The organism is Mesorhizobium sp. M2A.F.Ca.ET.043.02.1.1 (assembly GCF_003952405.1).
GTDB lineage: Bacteria > Pseudomonadota > Alphaproteobacteria > Rhizobiales > Rhizobiaceae > Mesorhizobium.
Map to the genome: position 1 here is coordinate 1,907,709 of NZ_CP034445.1, position 19,965 is coordinate 1,927,673.

The 19,965-nt window shown below is 64.5% G+C and carries 19 protein-coding genes and 1 pseudogene; 4 read left to right on the forward strand and 16 right to left on the reverse strand.

The window, feature by feature from the left end; genetic code table 11:
• Positions 1–109: 109 nt before the first annotated feature.
• Positions 110–742, reverse strand: coding sequence for a nucleotide exchange factor GrpE (grpE, locus tag EJ068_RS09055; RefSeq protein WP_042641032.1), 633 nt, complete (start codon positions 740–742; stop codon positions 110–112).
• A 218-nt stretch (positions 743–960) separates the two neighbouring features.
• Here grpE and EJ068_RS09060 point away from each other — a divergent pair, with 218 nt between their 5' ends.
• On the forward strand, positions 961–1,161 hold the full coding sequence (locus EJ068_RS09060; RefSeq protein WP_127250031.1) for a hypothetical protein: 201 nt from the start codon (positions 961–963) through the stop codon (positions 1,159–1,161).
• Between the two features lie 74 nt (positions 1,162–1,235).
• Here EJ068_RS09060 and EJ068_RS09065 read toward each other — a convergent pair whose 3' ends face one another.
• The 7 genes from EJ068_RS09065 to cysG form a co-directional block, all read right to left on the reverse strand.
• On the reverse strand, positions 1,236–1,856 hold the full coding sequence (locus tag EJ068_RS09065) for a DJ-1/PfpI family protein (RefSeq protein WP_126081180.1): 621 nt from the start codon (positions 1,854–1,856) through the stop codon (positions 1,236–1,238).
• A gap of 192 nt (positions 1,857–2,048) precedes the next feature.
• Complete coding sequence (locus EJ068_RS09070) at positions 2,049–3,656, reverse strand: GMC family oxidoreductase N-terminal domain-containing protein (protein ID WP_129554517.1); 1,608 nt, start codon at positions 3,654–3,656, stop codon at positions 2,049–2,051.
• A gap of 163 nt (positions 3,657–3,819) precedes the next feature.
• Complete coding sequence (locus EJ068_RS09075; protein WP_127250033.1) at positions 3,820–4,359, reverse strand: DUF934 domain-containing protein; 540 nt, start codon at positions 4,357–4,359, stop codon at positions 3,820–3,822.
• A gap of 170 nt (positions 4,360–4,529) precedes the next feature.
• On the reverse strand, positions 4,530–5,294 hold the full coding sequence (locus EJ068_RS09080) for a phosphoadenylyl-sulfate reductase (RefSeq protein WP_042641022.1): 765 nt from the start codon (positions 5,292–5,294) through the stop codon (positions 4,530–4,532).
• Positions 5,269–6,939, reverse strand: coding sequence for a nitrite/sulfite reductase (locus tag EJ068_RS09085; RefSeq protein ID WP_127250034.1), 1,671 nt, complete (start codon positions 6,937–6,939; stop codon positions 5,269–5,271). The genes EJ068_RS09080 and EJ068_RS09085 overlap by 26 nt, the downstream gene beginning before the upstream one ends.
• 43 nt (positions 6,940–6,982) lie before the next feature.
• On the reverse strand, positions 6,983–7,285 hold the full coding sequence (locus tag EJ068_RS09090; RefSeq protein WP_127250035.1) for a DUF2849 domain-containing protein: 303 nt from the start codon (positions 7,283–7,285) through the stop codon (positions 6,983–6,985).
• Positions 7,282–8,730, reverse strand: coding sequence for a siroheme synthase CysG (gene cysG / locus EJ068_RS09095; protein ID WP_127250036.1), 1,449 nt, complete (start codon positions 8,728–8,730; stop codon positions 7,282–7,284). The genes EJ068_RS09090 and cysG overlap by 4 nt, the downstream gene beginning before the upstream one ends.
• A 418-nt stretch (positions 8,731–9,148) precedes the next feature.
• Here cysG and EJ068_RS09100 point away from each other — a divergent pair, with 418 nt between their 5' ends.
• Positions 9,149–9,589 (forward strand): host attachment family protein, encoded by a 441-nt coding sequence (locus EJ068_RS09100; RefSeq protein WP_127250037.1) that lies wholly within the window; start codon positions 9,149–9,151, stop codon positions 9,587–9,589.
• A gap of 216 nt (positions 9,590–9,805) precedes the next feature.
• Positions 9,806–11,605, forward strand: a complete 1,800-nt coding sequence (gene ybaL / locus EJ068_RS09105; RefSeq protein ID WP_245463383.1) for a YbaL family putative K(+) efflux transporter — start codon at positions 9,806–9,808, stop codon at positions 11,603–11,605.
• A 6-nt stretch (positions 11,606–11,611) separates the two neighbouring features.
• On the opposite strand, the gene EJ068_RS09110 is transcribed toward ybaL, so the two are convergent.
• Positions 11,612–12,418 carry a helix-turn-helix transcriptional regulator gene (locus tag EJ068_RS09110; protein ID WP_127250038.1) on the reverse strand — a complete coding sequence of 269 codons (807 nt, stop codon included), beginning with the start codon at positions 12,416–12,418 and terminating at the stop codon, positions 11,612–11,614.
• 122 nt (positions 12,419–12,540) lie between these two features.
• Between EJ068_RS09110 and EJ068_RS33815 the strand changes: the two are divergent.
• Positions 12,541–13,459 (forward strand): annotated as a pseudogene (locus EJ068_RS33815) (zinc-binding dehydrogenase).
• A gap of 11 nt (positions 13,460–13,470) precedes the next feature.
• On the opposite strand, the gene EJ068_RS09120 reads toward EJ068_RS33815, so the two are convergent.
• The 7 genes from EJ068_RS09120 to EJ068_RS09150 form a co-directional block, all read right to left on the reverse strand.
• On the reverse strand, positions 13,471–14,220 hold the full coding sequence (locus EJ068_RS09120) for an SDR family oxidoreductase (protein ID WP_126081172.1): 750 nt from the start codon (positions 14,218–14,220) through the stop codon (positions 13,471–13,473).
• Positions 14,221–14,370: 150 nt separating this feature from the next.
• Positions 14,371–16,635: a transglycosylase domain-containing protein gene (locus EJ068_RS09125; protein ID WP_127250039.1), complete on the reverse strand. Its 2,265-nt coding sequence runs from the start codon at positions 16,633–16,635 to the stop codon at positions 14,371–14,373.
• Positions 16,636–16,844: 209 nt separating this feature from the next.
• A complete protein-coding gene (locus tag EJ068_RS09130) occupies positions 16,845–16,991 on the reverse strand; it encodes a hypothetical protein (protein WP_126064347.1) in 147 nt (48 codons plus the stop codon).
• A 27-nt stretch (positions 16,992–17,018) separates the two neighbouring features.
• Complete coding sequence (locus EJ068_RS09135) at positions 17,019–17,273, reverse strand: GlsB/YeaQ/YmgE family stress response membrane protein (protein WP_042640778.1); 255 nt, start codon at positions 17,271–17,273, stop codon at positions 17,019–17,021.
• A 111-nt stretch (positions 17,274–17,384) separates the two neighbouring features.
• Positions 17,385–17,585 carry a hypothetical protein gene (locus EJ068_RS09140; protein ID WP_127250040.1) on the reverse strand — a complete coding sequence of 67 codons (201 nt, stop codon included), beginning with the start codon at positions 17,583–17,585 and terminating at the stop codon, positions 17,385–17,387.
• A 77-nt stretch (positions 17,586–17,662) separates the two neighbouring features.
• Entirely contained in the window at positions 17,663–18,283 is a 621-nt protein-coding gene (locus EJ068_RS09145) for a ribonuclease D (protein ID WP_127250041.1), read from the reverse strand.
• A 147-nt stretch (positions 18,284–18,430) separates the two neighbouring features.
• Complete coding sequence (locus tag EJ068_RS09150) at positions 18,431–19,816, reverse strand: M20/M25/M40 family metallo-hydrolase (protein WP_128314686.1); 1,386 nt, start codon at positions 19,814–19,816, stop codon at positions 18,431–18,433.
• Between the last annotated feature and the right edge of the window lie 149 nt (positions 19,817–19,965).

The window sequence follows — 19,965 nt, forward strand, 5'->3', positions numbered from 1 at the left end:
GGGCAGTAAGGGAGTAGGGCAATAGGGAAAGTTGAATAGCATAGAACCGCGTCAAAGTACGGTTCCGCTTCCCCTACTCCCTTAGTGCCCTACTCCCTTACTCCCCTATTCACGCATCCTTCTCGGCCTGCTCGTTCACCGGGCCGGGCTCGACCTTCGCCTCGGCGGTTGCCTTCGGGCCACCCTTGGCAACACCGACCATCGCCGGCCGCAACACGCGCTCGCCGATCGAATAGCCGGGCTGCACCACCTGCACGACGGTGCCGGCCGGGACCTCCGGATTGGGCACTTCGAACATCGCTTGGTGGAAGTTCGGATCGAACTTCTCGCCTTCGGGCGCGAGTTTCTTCACGCCGTGGCGCTCCAGCGCCGAAAGCATGGCGCGTTCGGTGAGGTCGACACCCTCGATAAGCGCCTTGAAGCCGGCATCGCCGGAAGCCTTGGCCTCGGCCGGAATGGCATCGAGCGCGCGGCGCAGATTGTCCGATACAGACAGCATGTCGCGCGCGAAATTGGCCACCGCGTAAGTGCGCGCGTCATGCACGTCGCGCGCGGTGCGCCGCCGCAAATTCTCCATTTCGGCCGCGACGCGCAACGCGCGGTCCTTCAGTTCCTCGTTTTCCTTCAGCAGCCGCACGAGCGCTTCATAGTCGCCGTCGACGCCACCTTCCGCGCGCTCGCCGGAAGCCTGGGTGGCTTCCATATCTTCGGGCGTGCGTTCGTCTTTTGCCTGGTCGCTCATCGCCGTTTCCCGTCATTCGGATTGGTCTGGATTTGCGCCCGATATCGAGGTTTGGAGGCCAAAAATCAAGGGGTAAGCGCTCGCCGCCGATGCCGAACCTTCGTTCCAAATTAATTCAAATTTTACCGTATCACGCGGCTTTGCTTGCCCTCGAATGCCGTTGCGGGAACCATAAACGGGCTGGAGGAGTTTCGAAGCCGACACAGGATTTTGGGACGATGAACGGCAACAACGGCAACCGGCGCGCCGAATTGGCCAACGATATCAGGCGGCAGGCGGGCAGCGAAACGACGAAGCGCTTTCTGCGCACCTTGCCGGCGTTTCGCCTGGAAAAAGAGGTGCCTCGGCGACTGAGCGACCTGCTTGACCGCCTGGACGCCGCGAATGCCAGGAAAGCAGGTGGCGAGCGGCGTCGATAGCCGCGCGCGCGGTTAGAGCAATTCCGGGAAAAGTGTGTAGCGGTTTTCCGTCCGGAATTGCGCAATGAACAAGTTCAGGCCGCCTTTCGGTCGTCGCGCATCAGCGCTTCGCCATGCCGGATCTCCGTGCCGAGCACCTTCAGGCATTCCCGCATGAAAGCGGCAAGGCCCGGCCAGCCTTTCGCCGACACCAGATTGCCGTCGACATGCGCGCCGGTCGGGGCGACGTCGACATAGATACCGCCGGCAAGCGTCACTTCCGGCTCGCAATACTGCAGCGCCGCCACTTTCTTGCCGCGCACCACGCCGTCGACCGCGATCAGGATCTGCACACCGTGGCAAATGGTGAAGATCGGCTTGCCGGTCTCGTGGAAATGCCTGACCAGCGCCTGCACGCGCTTGTCGATGCGGATATATTCCGGTCCGCGCCCGCCCGCCGCGTAAACCGCGTCATAGTCGGCCGGGTTCACCTCGGCGAAGGTCTTGTTGAGGATGTAGTCGTGGCCGAGTTTTTCGGTATAGGTCTGGTGGCCTTCGAAGTCGTGCAACGAGGTCTTAAGCACGTCGCCCGCCTTCTTGTCGGGGCATACGACATGGACGGTGTGCCCCACCGCGTGCATGGCCTGTTCAAAGACGAAAATCTCGTATTCCTCGCTGAACTCGCCAACGAGCATCAATATCTTCTTGCCGGCCATGCCGTTCCTCCCTTAGCTGGCTATTTATTTCGGGGTGAAAATAATAGCCCTATCCTAAGGTGAGGACGACAAAAGGGGAAGCGCAAATCGCCAAATTGGTCTGACCAGATGGATTCGATCCTATCGGAAGGCGTGCAAAGGCGAGATCATCGCGACAGAACCGAAGATGGCTGGTCCGACCAAGACCGACGATCAGACCGCAGCCCGGATCATGTCCGCGGCCTTCTCCGCGATCATGATCGTCGGCGCATTGGTGTTGCCGCCGATCAGGGTCGGCATCACCGAGGCATCGACCACACGCAACCCTTCCAGCCCGCGCACCTTGAGCTGCGGGTCGACCACGGCCATGTCGTCGACGCCCATCTTGCAGGTGCCGGCCGGGTGGTAGATCGTGTCGGCGCGCGCCCTGATATGCGCCATCAGCTCGGCATCGCTCGACGCGCCTGCAGTGTAGATTTCCCTGGCGCGATATTTCGCCAGCGCCGGCGCCTCCAATATGGCGCGCATCATTCGCACGCCCTTGAGCAGAAGCTCGGCGTCGCGCTCGTCCTCGAGGAAGTGCGGATCGATGCGCGGCGCCGCCAGCGGATCCCGGCTCATCAGACCCACCTCGCCGCGCGAATGCGGCCGCAGCACGCAGACATGGCAGGAAAACCCATAGCCCATATGCAGCTTGCGGCCATGGTCGTCGACGATGGCGATGCAGAAATGCAATTGCAGGTCGGGCCGCTCGATCGCCGGGTCGGATTTCAGAAAAGCGCCGCCTTCGGCATAGGGGGTGGCGATCATGCCGGTTCCGTCCCTGCGCCAGCGCAGCATGTGCCGGATCAGGCCCGGCATGCCGCTGGGGCCGATGCCCATCAAATCCGTCTGCCTGGACTTCCAGGCGAGGATGAAATCGAGATGATCCTGCAGGTTCCTGCCGACGCCCGGCAATTCGTGGACAAGCGGAATGCCGTGCGCCGCAAGCTCGACCGCCGGTCCGATGCCCGAGAGCAGGAGCATTTGCGGCGAACCGAACGCCCCGCCGCAAAGAATGACCTCGCGCCTGGCTTCCGCCACGTCTTCCCTTTTACCGCTACGGTAGCGCACGCCAGTGGCGCGCCTGCCGTTCAGCACCACGCCCGTCGCATGCGCGCCGGTGACCACGGTGAGGTTCGGCCGGTTCATCGCCGGATGCAGATAGGCCGCCGCCGCCGAGCAGCGCTCGCCATTGCGGCGCTCACCCCAGAACTGCGTCACCTGATAGAGGCCGGCCCCTTCCTGCTCCGGCCCGTTGAAATCGTCGTTCAGCCTGATCTGGATTTCGCCGCAGGCCTCGACGAAAGCCCTGGAGATCGCGCGCGGCTCCTGCTGCTCGCAGACCCTGAGCGGCCCGTCGCCGCCATGCAGCGTGTCGGCCCCTCGCTGATTGCCTTCGGCGCGCCGGAAATAGGGCAGCACCTCGTCCCACGACCAGCCGTCGCAGCCAAGCTCGGCCCATTCGTCATAGTCGCGGCGATTGCCCCGCGTGTAAAGCATGGCGTTGATGGCGCTGGAGCCACCCAAGCCCTTCCCGCGCGGCTGATAGCCCCTGCGGCCGTTGAGACCTTCCTGCGGTACCGTCTGGAAGCCCCAATTGTTGATCTTCGGCCGTCCAGGCAGCAGCGCGATGATGCCGGCCGGCGCGCGGACCAAGAGATCCTTGCCGGCGCCTCCCGCCTCGAGCAGGCAGACCGTCTTCGATGGGTCCTCGGAAAGTCTCGCGGCAAGCGTCGAGCCGGCGGAGCCGCCGCCGGCAATCACATAGTCGTAACGCATGGTTCCCTCCCGGCGGATCTTTCCGTCCGTTGTCTGGAGAGAATGCCTGCTTGCGCTGCTTGTAAAGATGCCGCTGCGTCAGCCGGAGCATGATCCCGAACCGAGGGTTCGGAAAAGTTCATGCCCCAGAAAGGACTGGACCAGGATGACGGTCAACCAAACGTCATTCTGATCCAGCGCGTTTGCGCCGCCAGGAATATTTCGGACCCTTAGGCTCATGCTCCACGGCCGGCTGGTAATAGACCGGCAGCCCGCCGGTCCGCCCTTCCTCCAGCCGCTTCAACAGCACCGGGTTGGAAACTTCGAACTCATCGAAGCCGAGCCGCATCATATGCGGCAGCTGGTCGACCAGCACCTGGCCGGTGGCGCGCACCGCGCCCTTGAAATGATGCCGGGCGCGCAGCAACTCGCCCTTCGAGAAGGAGCGGCCGTCATTGAAGGCTGGGAAGGCGAGCGCCACCAGCGACAGCTGGTCCAGCAGGCCGGTTATCTTGTCGAGCTCGTCGCCGGGCTGCAGCAGCACGCCAAGGCGCTCTTTGGCTGACTTGCGGATTTCTTCATCGAGCCCGAGAAAAGCCTGCAACGGCAGGATGAAGCGGCCATTGCCGGCAAGCGCCTCGGCGCTTTCGGCATGCGTCCACTCGTCCTCGCGAAAACCATCCGGGGTCCAGAGGCGGGTCCCCGCTGAAGTCGATCCAGTCATCAAAAATCCTAAAGTCCTAACGATTGCAAGGATATGCCGAGATTCAGGTCAGGCCGAGCCGAAAATGGTGGTCTCCGAGAACCGGAGCGGAGCGTACTTGAAGTACGTGAGCACCGGAAGCGCAGGAAGTCGCCATTTGCAGGCCGGCCTCACCTGAATATCGGCGTATCCTAAAGAGAGGCGTCGGTCAGCGATTTCTCCAGGCCCGACAAGTGAATGCCGCACTCGGTCTTGGCGTGGCCTGCCCAGCGGCCGCTGCGCGCGTCCTCGCCGGGCTGCACCGGCTGTGTGCACGGGAAGCAGCCGATCGAGAGATAACCATAGGCGACCAGCGGATTTTCGCGCAACGCGTGCGCGCGCATATAGTCGGCCTGATCCGACGTCGTCCAATGCGCCAGCGGATTGATGCGGATGCGCGAGCCGACCGCCTCGAAGACGGGCAGCGCCGCGCGCGTCGACGCCTGGAAGCGCTTGCGCCCGGTGAACCAGGCCCGAAACGGCTCGACGCCGCGCGCCAGCGGCTCCACCTTGCGCACATTGCAGCAGGCGTCCGTGTCGGTCTCGTTGAGCTGGCCGGTCGGATCGACGCGTTCGAGCGCCGCCTCGTCCGGCTTGATCACCCTTACATCCGTCAGGCCGAAATCGGCGACCAGCGCGTCGCGATAGCCGAGCGTCTCCTCGAAATGCTTGCCGGTGTCGAGGAAGATCACCGGCAGCGTGCGGTCGATCTCCGAGATCATGTGCAGCAGCACCGCCGAATCCGCGCCGAAGGACGAGACCGCCGCGACCTCGCCGCGGAAGGATTCGCGCGCCGCGCGCTCGATGATCTCGATCGGCTTCAGATGGCCGAGCAGCGCGTCGAGCCCCGCCGCTTCGGCGGCGATGCCGGCCTCGACGTCGACAATACGGTCAAGCGGCCTTGGTTTCGCCAGCATAGAGCGCCTCCTTGAACGGCGCGGGACCGACTCTGCGGTAGGCGTCGATAAAACGTTCGTCGGGACTGAGCCGAAGGCCGAGATAGGTATCGACGATCTGCTCGATGGCATCGGTGATCTCTTCCGATGAGAAGCCGCGGCCGATGATCTCGCCCACGGAGGTGTTCTCGTCGGCCGAGCCGCCGAGCGTCACCTGGTAGAGCTCGGAGCCCTTCTTCTCGACGCCGAGAATGCCGATATGGCCGACATGGTGGTGGCCGCAGGCATTGATGCAGCCGGAGATCTTCAGCTTCAATTCGCCGATCTCGCGCTGCCGCTCCAGCGAGGCGAAGCGCTGCGAGATTTCCTGCGCGATCGGTATCGAGCGCGCCGTGGCCAGCGCGCAATAGTCGAGGCCGGGGCAGGAGATGATGTCGCTGATCAAGTTGGAATTGGCGGTCGCGAGGCCGATCTCGACCAGTGCGTCATAGACCGCCTTGAGATCGGCGCGCGCCACATGCGGCAGGATGAGGTTCTGCTCATGGCTGACGCGCAGCTCGTCGAAGGCGTATCTCTCGGCGATGTCGGCCACCGCTTCCATCTGGCTGTCGCTGGCGTCGCCGGGCACCTCGCCGATGCCCTTGAGCGAGATCGTCACCGCCGCGTAGTCGGGATGGCGATGCGTCACGACATTCTGGTCGAGCCATTCCGAGAAGCTCTTGGAGTCGAGCCGCGCCTGTTTCACCGCATCGTCGCCCTCGGGCCGGGCGGTCAGCGCCGGCGGCGCGAAATAGGCGTTGATGGCCTGGATGTCGGCCTCCGGCAGCTTCAGCTCGGCGTCCTTGAGCTCCTGCCATTCCGCCTCGATCTGGCGGGTGATCTCCTCGACACCGGTCTCGTGCACCAGGATCTTGATGCGCGCCTTGTACTTGTTGTCGCGGCGGCCGTAGAGATTGTAAACGCGCAGGATCGCCGTGCAGTAGGACAGAAGATCGGCTTCCGGCAGGAAGTCGCGGATCTTCTTTGCCACCATCGGCGTGCGGCCCTGGCCGCCGCCGACATAGACGGCGAAGCCAAGCTCGCCGACCGCGTTCTTCTTCAGGTGCAGGCCGATGTCATGGGTCTGGATGGCGGCGCGATCGCGCTCGGCACCCGTCACCGCGATCTTGAACTTGCGCGGCAGGAACGAAAACTCAGGATGCACCGAAGACCATTGGCGCAGGATTTCCGCATAGGGGCGCGGATCGGCGACCTCGTCGGCGGCGGCGCCCGCGAAATGATCGGCGGTGACGTTGCGGATGCAGTTGCCGCTGGTCTGGATGGCATGCATCTCGACGCTGGCGAGATCAGCCAGGATCGCCGGAATGTCCGACAGCGCCGGCCAGTTGAACTGGATGTTCTGGCGCGTGGTGAAATGGCCGTAGCCCTTGTCGTATTTGCGCGCGATGTGGCCGAGCATGCGCAACTGCCTGCTGTTCAGCGTGCCATACGGCACGGCGATGCGCAGCATATAGGCGTGCAGTTGCAGATAGACGCCGTTCATCAGCCTGAGCGGCCGGAACTGGTCTTCGGTGATCTCGCCGGCAAGCCGGCGCTGCACCTGGTCGCTGAACTCGGCGACGCGGGCGTGAACAAAATCCTGATCGAACTCGTCGTAACGGTACATGCTTTGTCTTTCCGGGCGCGTCCGCCCGCTGCTTTCTAAAACTCTACGCCCCGATGGCTTCCGGGGCGGCCTGCTTGCCGAGATCGGTGCGGATGGTCGGGCCAGCGGCGCGGATCTTTTCGCGCAGCCGCACCGGCTCGGCCAAACCGTCGACCACTTCGACGTCGATCAGGTTGACGTCGACCACCTCATTGTTGGCGTAGGCTGCGGCGCCGATCGCTTCCAGCCGGTCCTCCGCCGCCTTGTCATGCGCGATATCGGCATGACCGACCGTCTCCGCCCAGCCGCCATCGGCGTACCAGACGGCGATGCCGTCGGAGAGCCTGTTCGCGGTCAGAACCTTCATGATTGAACTCCTTCGGCGACGGCTGAAGCCGCGCCCTCACGCTTATGTGCCGCGAGCGGCTCCGATCGTTCGAAATTGGCGCCAGCGACCGCATCGCCGATGATCGTCATGACCGGACCGGTGAGGTCGGCGCGCTCTTCCAGCGACGGCAGGTCGGCGAGTGTGCCGTGGAAACGGCGCCGGCTGCCGAGACTGGCATTCTCGACCACCGCGACGGCCGTGTCCGACGACAACCCCGCTTCGATCAGCCGGCCAGCGACTTCCGCCGCGACCGAGCGACCCATATAGACGGCGACCGTCGCGCCCGAGATGGCGAGCTTGGCCCAGTCGGGCAGCGAGTTGCCCTTGAGGTCGTGGCCGGTGGTGAACACCATCGAGGACGAGACACCGCGCAACGTCAGCGGCAACTCGAAATCGGCAGCGGCGGCGAAGGCGGCGGTGACGCCCGGAACCACCTCATAGGCGATGCCGGCCTCGCGCAGCGCCGCCATCTCCTCGCCGGCCCGGCCGAACACCAGCGGATCGCCTGACTTCAGCCGCACCACGCGCTTGCCGGCTTGGCCGAGTTCGATCAGCAGCGCGTTGATTTCTTCCTGGCTCTTGGAATGGCAGCCCTTGCGCTTGCCGACCGGTAGGCGCTCCGCATCGCGGCGGCCCATGGCGACGATCGCCTCCGGCACCAGCGCATCATAGACGATGGCATCGGCTTCCATCAGCAGGCGGTGCGCGCGCAGCGTCAACAGGTCCTCCGCGCCCGGACCGGCGCCGACCAGCGCGATATGGCCCCCGGCCGGCGCATCCGCGCTCAGGAGTTCGAGCGCCGCGCCATGCGCCTGGGCGTGGTCACCGGTTTCGATGGCCTTGGCCGGCGCGCCGGCGAAGAAATCGCTCCAGAAGCGGCGACGGCGGTTGCCCTTCGGCAGTTTCTCCGCGGCGGCGCGGAACGACGCGGCAAGCGCCGCCAGCCGGCCGAGCGAAGGCGACAACATGCGGTCGATGCGGACGCGCAGCATCTGCGCCAGAACCGGTCCGGCGCCCTCGGTGCCGATGGCGATCGCAACCGGCGCGCGGTTGACCAACGCCGGAGTGAAGAAATCGCACACGTCCGGCTGGTCTACCGCATTGACCGGAATGCCCAATCGGCGCGCGTCCTCGGCGACGCGGCGGTCGAGCGCCTTGTCGCCACTGGCTGCGAACACCAGGGCGACATCCTGGAGATGCGCCGCCTCATAGGCGGCATCGACGTGAACGGCACCGGACACGGCGACGAAGGCGAGCAGGTCGGGATCGGCGTCGTCGGCAATGATGCGCAGCGCCGCGCTCGACTGGGCGAGCAGCCGGGCCTTGGCAAGCGCCTCTTCGCGATTGCCGACGATGGCCACGGCTTCGCCGTCGATCCGCATGAAGACCGGGAAGGCATTGAGCTTGGCGTTGGCTGGCGACATGGCGACGAGCAATAGTGAAACAGTTTGGCAGTTTTACGCGGACTGGCCAAAAACCAGAAGGCAATCACTCGCGCGTCGCCGAACGGCAGGCAATCGCTTTTTCGCAGCCGCGAAGAGCAAGAGAAAAAAATTCTACTTTGAGAATGAGAGAGCCGGAACGGCGTGAGAAACCACCTTGATCTACCGCCGTTTTTAGCACCGGCTCTGGAATGCGGCAAAACAGTTTTTTCTAAATTCTACTAACTTGGTAGATTAAAGCCGACCTTGTCGCTCGACGACCAGTCTCGTCAGGCGGGAGCAGATGAGAGCGCCACCGGCAGCTCGGAACAATCCTGCTGCGCGGCTCGTTTGGCTAGCAATCCGTTCTGTCGATCCTGGGCTCGACCGGTCGGCAACCCGCAAGCAAAGGAGGAACACCATGAACATCAAGCTGAAGCACGGATTGTGGGTCGTCGTGGCCGATGGTGAAAAGGCGCTTTTCCTGCGCAACCAGGGCGACAACAAGTTCCCGAACCTGGAGGTGGTGCACGAGATGGAGCAGGAGAACCCCGCGACGCGCGAGCAAGGCACGGACAAACCGGGCCGCCAGAGCAACGAAGGCCCCCGCAGCGCCGTCGAGGAAACCGATTGGCACCGTCTCGGCAAGGAACGTTTCGCTGTCGAGATCGCCGACCGGCTTTACAAGCTCGCGCATCGCGGCGCATTCGACGCGGTCGTGCTGGTCGCGCCGCCGCAGGTGCTTGGCGAGATGCGCCAGAAACTGCACAAGGAAGTGAGCGAGAAGGTGCAGGCCGAAATTCCCAAGACGCTCACCAACCACACGATTCCCGATATCGAGACCCTCTTGCAAGCGGCATAAGCGGCCGAGGCAAAGCAGCTTCGGGACCAAATGCGTTCCGCGACCGTCTCTTTGTCGGCGCGTCGCCGATTTTCCGGTTTGCACCCTGTTTCTAGGTCGATTTCTGCGCGGCGGCGGTTGCATGATCGCCGCTCCGTCCACCATATTGCCGAAGGCGACGGCCTCGGCGGGCGCCCATCCGAAATCGTGAATTTTCGAAAGGCGCGCAAAAAGACAATGCCGCATGACACGCCCCTTATCGCCACCATCGTCGCCGGTCTGGGGCTGGCATTCGTCTTCGGGGCTTTGGCCAACCGTTTCCGCATCCCGCCGCTTGTCGGTTACCTCGTCGCCGGCGTCCTGGTCGGGCCGAACACGCCGGGCTTCGTCGCCGACGCCAGCCTTGCCAACGAGCTCGCTGAAATCGGCGTCATCCTTTTGATGTTCGGCGTCGGCCTGCATTTTTCGCTGAAGGACCTTCTGTCCGTCCGCGCCATCGCGGTGCCGGGCGCGATCGTGCAGATCGGCTTCGCGACCCTGCTTGGCGTCGGGCTTGCCTGGCTGCTCGGCTGGCCGCTGGGCGCCGGCCTGGTCTTCGGACTGGCGCTTTCGGTCGCCTCGACCGTGGTGCTTTTGCGCGCTCTGCAGGAACAGCGGCTGATCGAGACCGAACGCGGCCGCATCGCGGTCGGCTGGCTGATCGTCGAAGATCTCGCCATGGTGCTGGCGCTGGTGCTATTGCCCGCGCTAGCCGGCGTGCTCGGCGGCCAGCCGCAGGTCGATGATCATACGAGCCTGCTCTCGCTGCCCGCCAGCTACGGCATATGGGGCGTTGTCGGCATCACGCTGGCCAAGGTCGCAGCCTTCGTCGTCGTCATGCTGGTCGTCGGGCGCCGGGTCATTCCCTGGATCCTGCATTATGTCGCCCACACTGGCTCGCGGGAACTGTTCCGGCTGTCGGTGCTGGCTATCGCGCTCGGCGTCGCCTTCGGCGCGGCGAAGCTGTTCGGCGTCTCGCTGGCGCTCGGCGCTTTCTTCGCCGGCATGATCATGAGCGAGTCCGAGCTCAGCCACCGCGCGGCGGAAGAATCATTGCCGCTGCGCGACGCCTTCTCGGTGCTGTTCTTCGTCTCGGTCGGCATGCTGTTCGACCCGCTCAGCCTGATCAGCAACGGCCTGCCGATCCTCGCCACCTTGGCCATCATCGTCGTCGGCAAGTCGCTCGCCGCCTTCGTCATCGTCATCGCCTTCCGCTATCCGATCGCCACCGCGCTGATGATTTCGGCGAGCCTTGCCCAGATCGGCGAGTTCTCCTTCATCCTGGCCGAGCTGGGCGTCGGCCTGAAACTGCTGCCCGAGCAGGGCCGCGACTTGATCCTGGCCGGCGCGATCCTCTCGATCCTGCTCAATCCGCTGATGTTCCTCCTTGTCGACTGGATGAAGCCGTGGCTGGAAAAGCGCGCCGGCAAGACGGCACCTGTCGAAGAGCAAAGGCCGATCGGCCCGGCCACCGAGCCCGGCCAGGTTGCTTCGGTCCAGGCAACGCCGGGAAAGGAAGACGGCCCGCCGCCCAAGACCGCGCTTGCCGGCCATTCCATCCTGATCGGTTACGGCCGCGTCGGCAGCCTCGTCGGCGTAGCGCTGAAGGAAGCCGCCCTGCCCTTCCTGGTGATCGAGGATGCCGACAAGACGCTGGCCAAGCTGCGTGACGACGGCATCGAGACGGTGGCCGGCAATGCCGCCAATGCGGATGTCTTCGCGGCCGCCAATCCGGAAGGCGCGAAGCGGCTGATCCTCGCCATCCCCAATGCCTTCGAGTCCGGCCAGATCGTGCTTCGAGCCCGCGCCGCCAATCCTGCGAGCAATATCATCGCCCGCGCGCACTCCGACGCCGAGGTCGAGCATCTGAAAAGCCTCGGCGCCGACACGGTGATCATGGGCGAGCGCCAGATCGCGCGCGGCATCCTCGAGGTGGTAACCGGCAAAAACACCGGTGCGTCCGGGCCCGCCATGGCGATCAATCCGCAGCCCGCTTGATGCCTTTCAGGCGTTGAACGCGGAACCGCCATTCTGCGCGATATCGCTGAGATATTTCGCCGGCGGCTTGCCCAGCGCCTTCTTGAACATGGTGATGAAGGCGGTGACGGATTCATAGCCGAGATCGCCCGACACCCGCTGCACGCTGGCGCCGGCGGACAGTTCCCTGAGCGCCACGATCAGGTGCAACTGCTGGCGCCAGCGGCCGAAACTCAGGCCCGTCTCCTTGACGACGAGGCGCGCCAGGCTGCTTTCGCTGAGCGCCACCCGGTTGGCCCATTCCGCCAGCGTGCTGCGATCTGCAGGGTTGTCGGCCAATGCTTCCGCGATCCGGCGCAGCCGCGGCTCGGCCGAGATCGGCAAATGCAATTGCTGCACCGGCATGAGCGGCAGCTCGGCGAGCAGGACCTTTCCCAGGAAGTCGCAGCGCGGGTCGTCCGGCGCGCATTCCGACAGCTCGATGATCACTTCGCGCAGCAGCGGCGAGATCGAAAGCGTGCAGCACCGATCCGGCAGGTCGGCGGCGCCTGGCTCGATATAGACGAAGAAAATCCGCGCATTCGCCGTCGCGATGTTGCTGTGTTCTATGCGGCTCGGCACCCACACGCCGCAATGCGGCGGCACCATCCAGAGCCCGGTCGGAACCCGACAGGTGACGGCGCCGCCGAGCGCGAAGACGAGCTGCCCCTTGCGATGCCAATGCGCGCGCACCTCGGCCCTGGTCTCGGTGACATCGACGCCAACGGCGATCGCCGGCACGGCCACGTCGTCGACATCGAAATCCAGCCAGGGCCAGCGGAGTGGCTGTCTCATGATTGAATGTTTTTAGCGATCATTTGGCTTTACCTCTAGATTCTCCAGTCACGAAAGTCGATAGGTTCGCGACGATATCCTCGCAATCGATCGCGTCTCAGACGTCAATTCAAAGGTGGGCCATGCTCGCTCTCGCCATTTCTTCCGACAGCCCCAGCCGGCTGAACCTCACCGAGGCCGACGAGCCAAACTGCAATGCGAACGAAGCATTGGTCGCAATTCATGCAACATCATTGAATCGTGGCGAGCTGCGCCTGCTCGCCATCCGCCCCGACGGCTGGATCCCCGGCCAGGATATCGTCGGCATCGTGGAACGCGCGGCGGCCGACGGCTCAGGCCCGGCCGCGGGCACGCGCGTCGCGGCCTTGGTCGACCAGGCCGGCTGGGCCGAACACGTCGCTGTTCCGACCGACCGCCTCGCCGTCATACCTGACGGGGTCGGCTTCGCCTCGGCCGCCACGCTTCCGGTCGCGGGCACGACGGCGCTGAGGACTTTGCGCCATGGTGGCGATCTCGCCGGCCAGCGGATCCTGATCACCGGCGCAAGCGGCGCTGTCGGCCGTTTCCAGATCCAGATCGCCCGCGAGCAAGGCGCTTCCGTGGCGGCGATCGCCTCAACCCGGCATCACGATGACCTTCGCAATCTGGGCGCCGGGCAGGTCGTCGAGTCGATCGAACTGGCCGAGGGGCCGTTTTCGCTGATCACCGAGTCGGTCGGCGGCAAGAGCCTCGCCGCCGCGATCGAACATGTCGCCCCGGGTGGAACGATCGTCATGTTCGGCTCGAGCAGCGGCGAGCTCACGCCTGTAGGGTTTCGCCAGTTCGTTCCTGGCCAGCGAAGGCGCCAAGCTGCAGACCTTCGCCTATTACTCATCCGGTTCAGCCATCGGCGCCGACATCGCCGCCCTGCTCGATCTCGTCGCGGCCGGCAGGCTGGAAACCCGCGTGGCCATGACCGTGCCGTGGACGGACATCGGCCAGGCCCTGGACGCGCTCAGACAGCGCAGCTTCAGCGGCAAGGCCGTCCTCACTGTGGCTTGAAATCAGCCAGGTCAGACGTGCTGGCCGCCATTGATGTGGATTTCCGAGCCGGTCACGTAAGACGACTGGCCGGAGCACAGGAAGTAGATGATGTCGGCCACTTCCGAGGTGCCGCCCAGCCTTCTCAGCGGGATCGTCTCGACTATTCTGTCCGTGCCTGGCGACAGGATCGCCGTGTCGATCTCGCCCGGCGCGATCGCGTTGACGCGGATGCCATGCGGACCGAAATCATGCGCCATCTCGCGCGTCAGCGAGCCGAGCGCCGCCTTCGACGTCGCATAGGCCGTGCCGGCAAAAGGATGCACCCTCGTGCCGGCGATCGAGGTGACGTTGACGATCGAGCCCTTGGCGGCGGCGAGCTCTTTGAACAGGCCCCTCGCCAGCATGATCGGCGCGAAGAAATTGACCTGGAAGACGTCGCGCCAAACATGCATCGGCGTCTCGATCGAGTTCATCCGGCTGCCGTCCTTCAGCTTCGGTGAGATGCCGGCATTGTTGACCAGCGCGTGCAGCTGTCCGCCATGCGCCTCGAGCCGGTGGCGGATCTCCGACACGGCGATGCCGACATCTTCCTGGTCGGCGAGGTCGACCTTGATGTGATCCTCGGGGCCGGCCGGCCACGGGCAATCCTCGGCGAAGGCCTGGCGCGAGCAGGTGATGACGCGCCAGCCCTCGCGCGAGAAACGCTTCACCGTCGCATGGCCGATGCCACGGCTGGCGCCGGTAAGCACGATGGTTTTTCTGCTGTCGGTTTCGGCCATGAACTTTGTCTCCGGCCGGACATGTAGCCGAAGGCGGCAATCATTGCGAGAGGGCGAGTTGCCGCCGCAGCGATGATCCCGGAAAGGGGCTTCCGGTTTTCGGGATCGTGACGGAAAAAAACTGGAGCCGTCCGATCTGGCGAACGGGCTTCAACCCCCGCCCAAAATATCGAGGATCGAGGTCTGTCGCCTTTTCTTCGGTCCGCCGACATCGCCGGGCGGCACCGGATGCTTGATCGAGGCGGTCGACTCACTGTCGCTGGGCATGTCGAAGCCATCTGCATCGACCGTCTGGGCTGGACGCGGCTGCCGCGCGGGCGCCTGGGCAACGGGTTGCGGGGCGGCGGGCTGCGACTGGCCGACGGCCGCGGGCGGCGCGGACGGCTGCGAGGCATCCGCCGAGGGGATCTCGTCCGGCACGATCGTATCGGACGGCGTCGACTTCCAGGTGCCAGGCAGCGGCCTGACCGGCACGCCTTCATGCGCGGCCACCATGAATTCGTGCCAGGCCTGCGCCGGAAGCACGCCGCCGGTAACCTTCTTCATCGGGCTGCCGTCGTCATTGCCGAACCACACGCCGGTGGTGAGATTGGCGGTGTAGCCGACGAACCAGGCGTCGCGCGAGTTCTGGCTGGTGCCGGTCTTGCCGGCCGACGGCCAGTTGAACGCCGCCTTCTTGGCGGTGCCGGCCTCGACGGTACCGGTCATCATCGAGTTCATCATGCCCACGATATCGGCCTTGATGACGCGCGGCGCGCTGCCGGTGCTGCCCGCGTAGAGCACCTTGCCGTTTGCTGTCGTGATGCGCTGGATGAAGTGGATGTCCGGCTTGTAGCCGCCATTGGCGAAAGGAACATAGGCCGAGGTCAGTTCAAGCGGCGTCACTTCCGAGGTGCCCAGCGCGATCGAGGTGTTGGCCTGCAGGTCGGACTGGATGCCCATGCGATGCGCGGCCTCGACCACGGCGTCGGGGCCGACTTCCATGGTGAGCTGCGCCGCTACCGAGTTGAGTGACTTGGCGAGCGCCGTCGCCAGCGTGACCTTGCCGTAATATTTGCCGCCGTAATTGTCGGGCGTCCATTTGCCTATCTTGATCGGCGCATCGTTGCGGATGCTGTCCGGCGTGCGGCCGGCCTCCAACGCCGCCATATAGACGAAGGGCTTGAAGGCGGAGCCTGGCTGCCGGCGCGCTTCCGAGGCGCGGTCGAACTGGCTGGTCGAATAATCATAGCCGCCGACCATGGCGCGCACCGCGCCAGAATCGTCGATCGACACCAACGCCCCTTGGGTGACGTTGAGCTTCTTGCCGCTCTCGTCAATCAGCCGGCGGATCGATCGTTCGGCAAGCTTCTGCAGGTTGAGGTCGACCGTGGTAGTGATGACGATGTCGCCGCGCACGTCGCCGATCAGGTCGGGAAGCTCGTCCATCACCGTGTCGGCGACGTAGTTCTCCGAGCCGGTCCAGTAGGACGGCGCGCGCGTCGCCGGCGCGCTCAGCGCCGTCTTGTATTCCTTGTCGCCGATCTTGCCGGTCTCGCGCATGGCCGCGAGCACGAGCTGCGCCCGCTCTTCGGCCGCCTTCGGGTCGCGCGCCGGCGAAAGCTTCGACGGCGCCTTCAGCAGCCCCGCCAGCAGGGCTGCCTCCGAAAGCGACACGTCGCGCGCGCTCTTGCCAAAATAGCGTCGCGAGGCCGCCTCGACGCCATAGGCGCCCGAACCGAAATAGACCCGGTTGAGGTACATTTCGAGGATCTGGTCTTTCGTGTGCTTGTGCTCGAGCCACAGCGCCAAAAGCACTTCCTGGACCTTGCGCTCCAGCGTGCGGTCCGGCGTCAGGAACAGGTTCTTGGCCAGCTGCTGCGTCAGCGTCGAGCCGCCCTGCGAGAAATGCCCTCCGAGCAGGTTGGTGACCATGGCGCGCGACAGGCCGATGGGGTCGATGCCGAAATGCGAATAGAAGCGCCGATCCTCGATGGCCACGACCGCTTCGGGGATATAGGGCGACATTTCGTCCAGGCCGACGGCCTCGCCGCCCGACGCGCCGCGATTTGCGATCAGCGCGCCATCGACCGAGACGATCTTAATGTTGGGCGCGCGGTCGGGGACCGACCACGTCGTCGCCGCCGGCATCTTGGCGCCGTAATAGACGACGACGCCGGCCGCCGCGATGCCGCCCCAGATGCACAGCACGAAGCACCAGTAGGCAAGCCGCGTGGCGATGCCGAGCAGTCCGCGCCGTTTGCGGTCGCGGCCACGTCCGCGTGATTTCGCCTTGGCGGATTTGCCCTTTGCAGCGGATTTGCGGGTGCGCGGCACGACGCGATCCTCCTCGCTCACCGAAAAGCCCTCGGAGGATTTCGCGCGCGGCGATCCCTCGAAGCTCGGTTCGATGCGACTGTCCCTGCGGTTCGCCATGCGCTCTAGTCTGTCTGTCCCCGGTACCGATGGCGTTCGGGTTGAAGAGTAGATGCGGCGGTTTAAAGGCGCGTTAAAGCAGGGTTTATGCAGGATTTTGAAAACCGTTAGGGTTTTCTGAATCCAGCTTCTAACCGATCGCCGCGGGCAGCAGCCGCCTCATCCGGCGCACTCTGGCTCCTGACGGCGCCGGCGGCTGGCCACCGTGATCAATTCTGCTGGATCGAAATTCCTTTGTCGTCGATCTTGAGCTCGACGCCTTTCGGCCTGGTCTGCTCGCGATAGACATAGACGCCGAGCGCAATGACCACGACCACGAGAGCGCCGATGATGACATAGAGCATGTTCTGCTTCATGGCGCGTCCCCGATGCCTGCTGGAAGATCAGGCCTGTTTCACCAGCTTGATCAGCACCAGCAGGACCACCGCGCCGATCGTGGCGTGGATGATCGCGGCAAGGATCCCGCCGCCCACGGCAAAGCCAAGCCTTGGGAATATCCAGCCGGCAATCAGGGCGCCGACGATGCCGACGACGATGTTGCCGACCAGTCCGAAGCCGAAACCCTTGACGATCAGGCCGGCAAGCCAGCCGGCGATCGCGCCGATGATGATGAAAACGAGCAGGCTTTCAATTCCCATTGCCAATCCCTCAGTGAGCGGAGGACCAACGAAGCCACGCCCCCCGAATCGGCCATCCGACTGTGACGGATGGAACCTATTGGAAAGCGGCCGGCCTCGCCAGCGCCAGCTTCATTCGTCGTCGTCACCCGATGCCGGACGCCAGCTCGTCGGATCGACCTTCTTTTGCGTGTCGCTGTCGGTGTAGACCCACCAGCCGCCATCGCGATACTGGCCGACGGATTCATTGACGACGCCGTCGCCGTCCTTCCACAGAATGGTGACTTTCGACCCGTCCTTCGGCGCGCTTTCTATCGGTTTGCGCTCTGCCATCTCACTCCCTCCACGAACCGGCCCGCTCCGTGAACCGGCCGAACCGGCAAGAACGCCCGCCGCCGCGCCGGGTTCCGTCAGCTATGCGCGAAAATGTCTTCCTCCGCCCAGCCCATAAGGTCGAGCTTGGCGCGCGTAGGCAGGAAACGGAAGCAGGCGTCGGCCTCCTTGGTGCGGTTTTCGCGCGCCAGGCGCGCCGCCAGAACCTCGCGCAGACGGTGCAGATAGAGCACGTCGGAGGCGGCATAGTCGAGCTGTTCGGGCGAGAGCGTTTCCGCTGCCCAGTCCGAGGATTGCTGCGCCTTGGACAGGCCGATGCCGAGCAATTCGTTGCACAGATCCTTCAGCCCGTGGCGGTCGGTGTAGGTGCGGACGAGCCGCGAGGCGATCTTGGTGCAGAACACCGGCTCCGCCATGACACCGAAGGCATTGTAGAGCACGGCGATGTCGAAGCGGCCGTAATGGAACAGCTTGGTGACCGCGCGGTTGCGAAGCAGGCTGACGAGATTCGGCGCTTTCTTCTGGCCAGGCGCGATCTGGATGACGTCGGCGCTGCCGTCGCCGGGCGAGATCTGCACAACGCAGAGCCGGTCGCGATGCGGGTTCAAACCCAGCGTTTCCGTGTCGATGGCAACCGCCCCGACATTGTAGCGGGTGAGGTCGGGCAGGTCGTTCTTGTGGAAACGGATATCGGTCATTCTCTTCTCCGGATCGCGGCCCGCGGCGCCGCGCATCGCCTGGGATGCGTCAGCAGCAGCAGCGCGTTGCGCTGGTCATTCGTCCTCGCCGCGATCCGGAGAAAAATCAACAGAAAGTTGAATCTCACATCTTGCGCGATTTCCGCCTCACCGGGTCAGAGCATCGAGGATGCGCGCCCAGGACCGCTGTCCCTTGTGGAAGGAGGTCAGCTCGTATTTCTCGTTCGGCGAGTGGATGCGGTCGTCGTCGAGGCCGAAACCGACCAGTAGCGATTCCATGCCGAGATAAATCTGGAAATCGCCGACCACGGGGATGGAGCCGCCACCGCCGGTGGTGATAGCCTGCTTGTCCCATTCGTCGGACAGCGCGTCCTTGGCCTTGGCCAGGAACGGCGAGTCGTAGGAAAGCTGGATCGCCGGCGAGCCGCCATGCGGATGGAATTCGACCGAGCAGTCGCCGGGGATGCGCTCGCGCACGAAGGCCTGGAAGGCGGCGCGGATCTTCTTCGGGTCCTGCTTGTGGACCAGCCGGAACGACACTTTCGCCGAAGCTTCCGCCGCGATCACCGTCTTGAACCCCTTGCCGGTATAGCCGCCTATGATGCCGTTGAATTCCGCCGTCGGCCTTGCCCAGGTCATTTCGAGCACCGAGCGCCCCTTTTCGCCGGCCGGAATGGAAAGACCGACCGGTCCGAGGAAGGTCTCGGCCGTCTCGCCGAGGCCTTCCCAGGATTTCAGTACTTGGCTGGGCGTCTCCTCGACCCCGTCATAGAAGCCTGGAATGGTGACGTGGCCATCCTTGTCGTGGATGTCGGCAAGCACCTTGGCCAGGATGCGGATCGGGTTGGCGGCCGGGCCGCCATAGAGGCCCGAATGCAGGTCGCGGCTGGCCGCCTTGACGGTGACCTCCTCGCCGACCATGCCGCGCAGCGACACGCAGATCGACGGCGTCTCGCGGTTCCACATGCTGGTGTCGCAGACCAGCGCGAAATCCGCCTTCAGCTCGGCGGCGTTGGCTTCCAGGAACGGCTTCAGCGACGGCGAGCCGGATTCCTCCTCGCCCTCGAACAGGATGGTGACGCGGCACGGCAGATTGCCGTGCACCTGCTTCCATGCGCGGCAGGCCTCGACGAAGGTCATCAACTGTCCCTTGTCATCGGCCGAGCCGCGGCCGGTGATCACCTTGCGTCCAGGCTCGATCTCCTTGATCGAAGGCGCGAACGGGTCGGTGTCCCATAATTCGATCGGATCGACCGGCTGGACGTCGTAGTGGCCGTAGAACAGCACATGCGGCGCGCCTGCCGGTCCCTCGTGATGCGCCACCACCATCGGATGTCCGGGCGTGTCGCGCACACTCGCGTCGAACCCGATCAGCTTGAGCTCGGCAACCAGCCATTCCGCGCCCTTGCGGCAGTCGGCGGCGAAGGCCGGATCGGTGGAGATCGACTTGATGCCGAGCAGGCCGAACAGCCGCTCCAGGCTCCGATCGAGATTCTGGTCGAGACGCTCAAGGACGGGGGAGATTCTGGACATGCTTTTGCCTTTCGATTTTGGCCAGACCCTAAAGGGCCACGCCGAAAACGAAAAGCCGTGATTGTTGGACCAACCCGGGCAATCGCTGCCGCACCACAAAAGAAGACCGCCGTGGTGGAGGGGGAACCACGGCGGTCTTTACTCGAAAC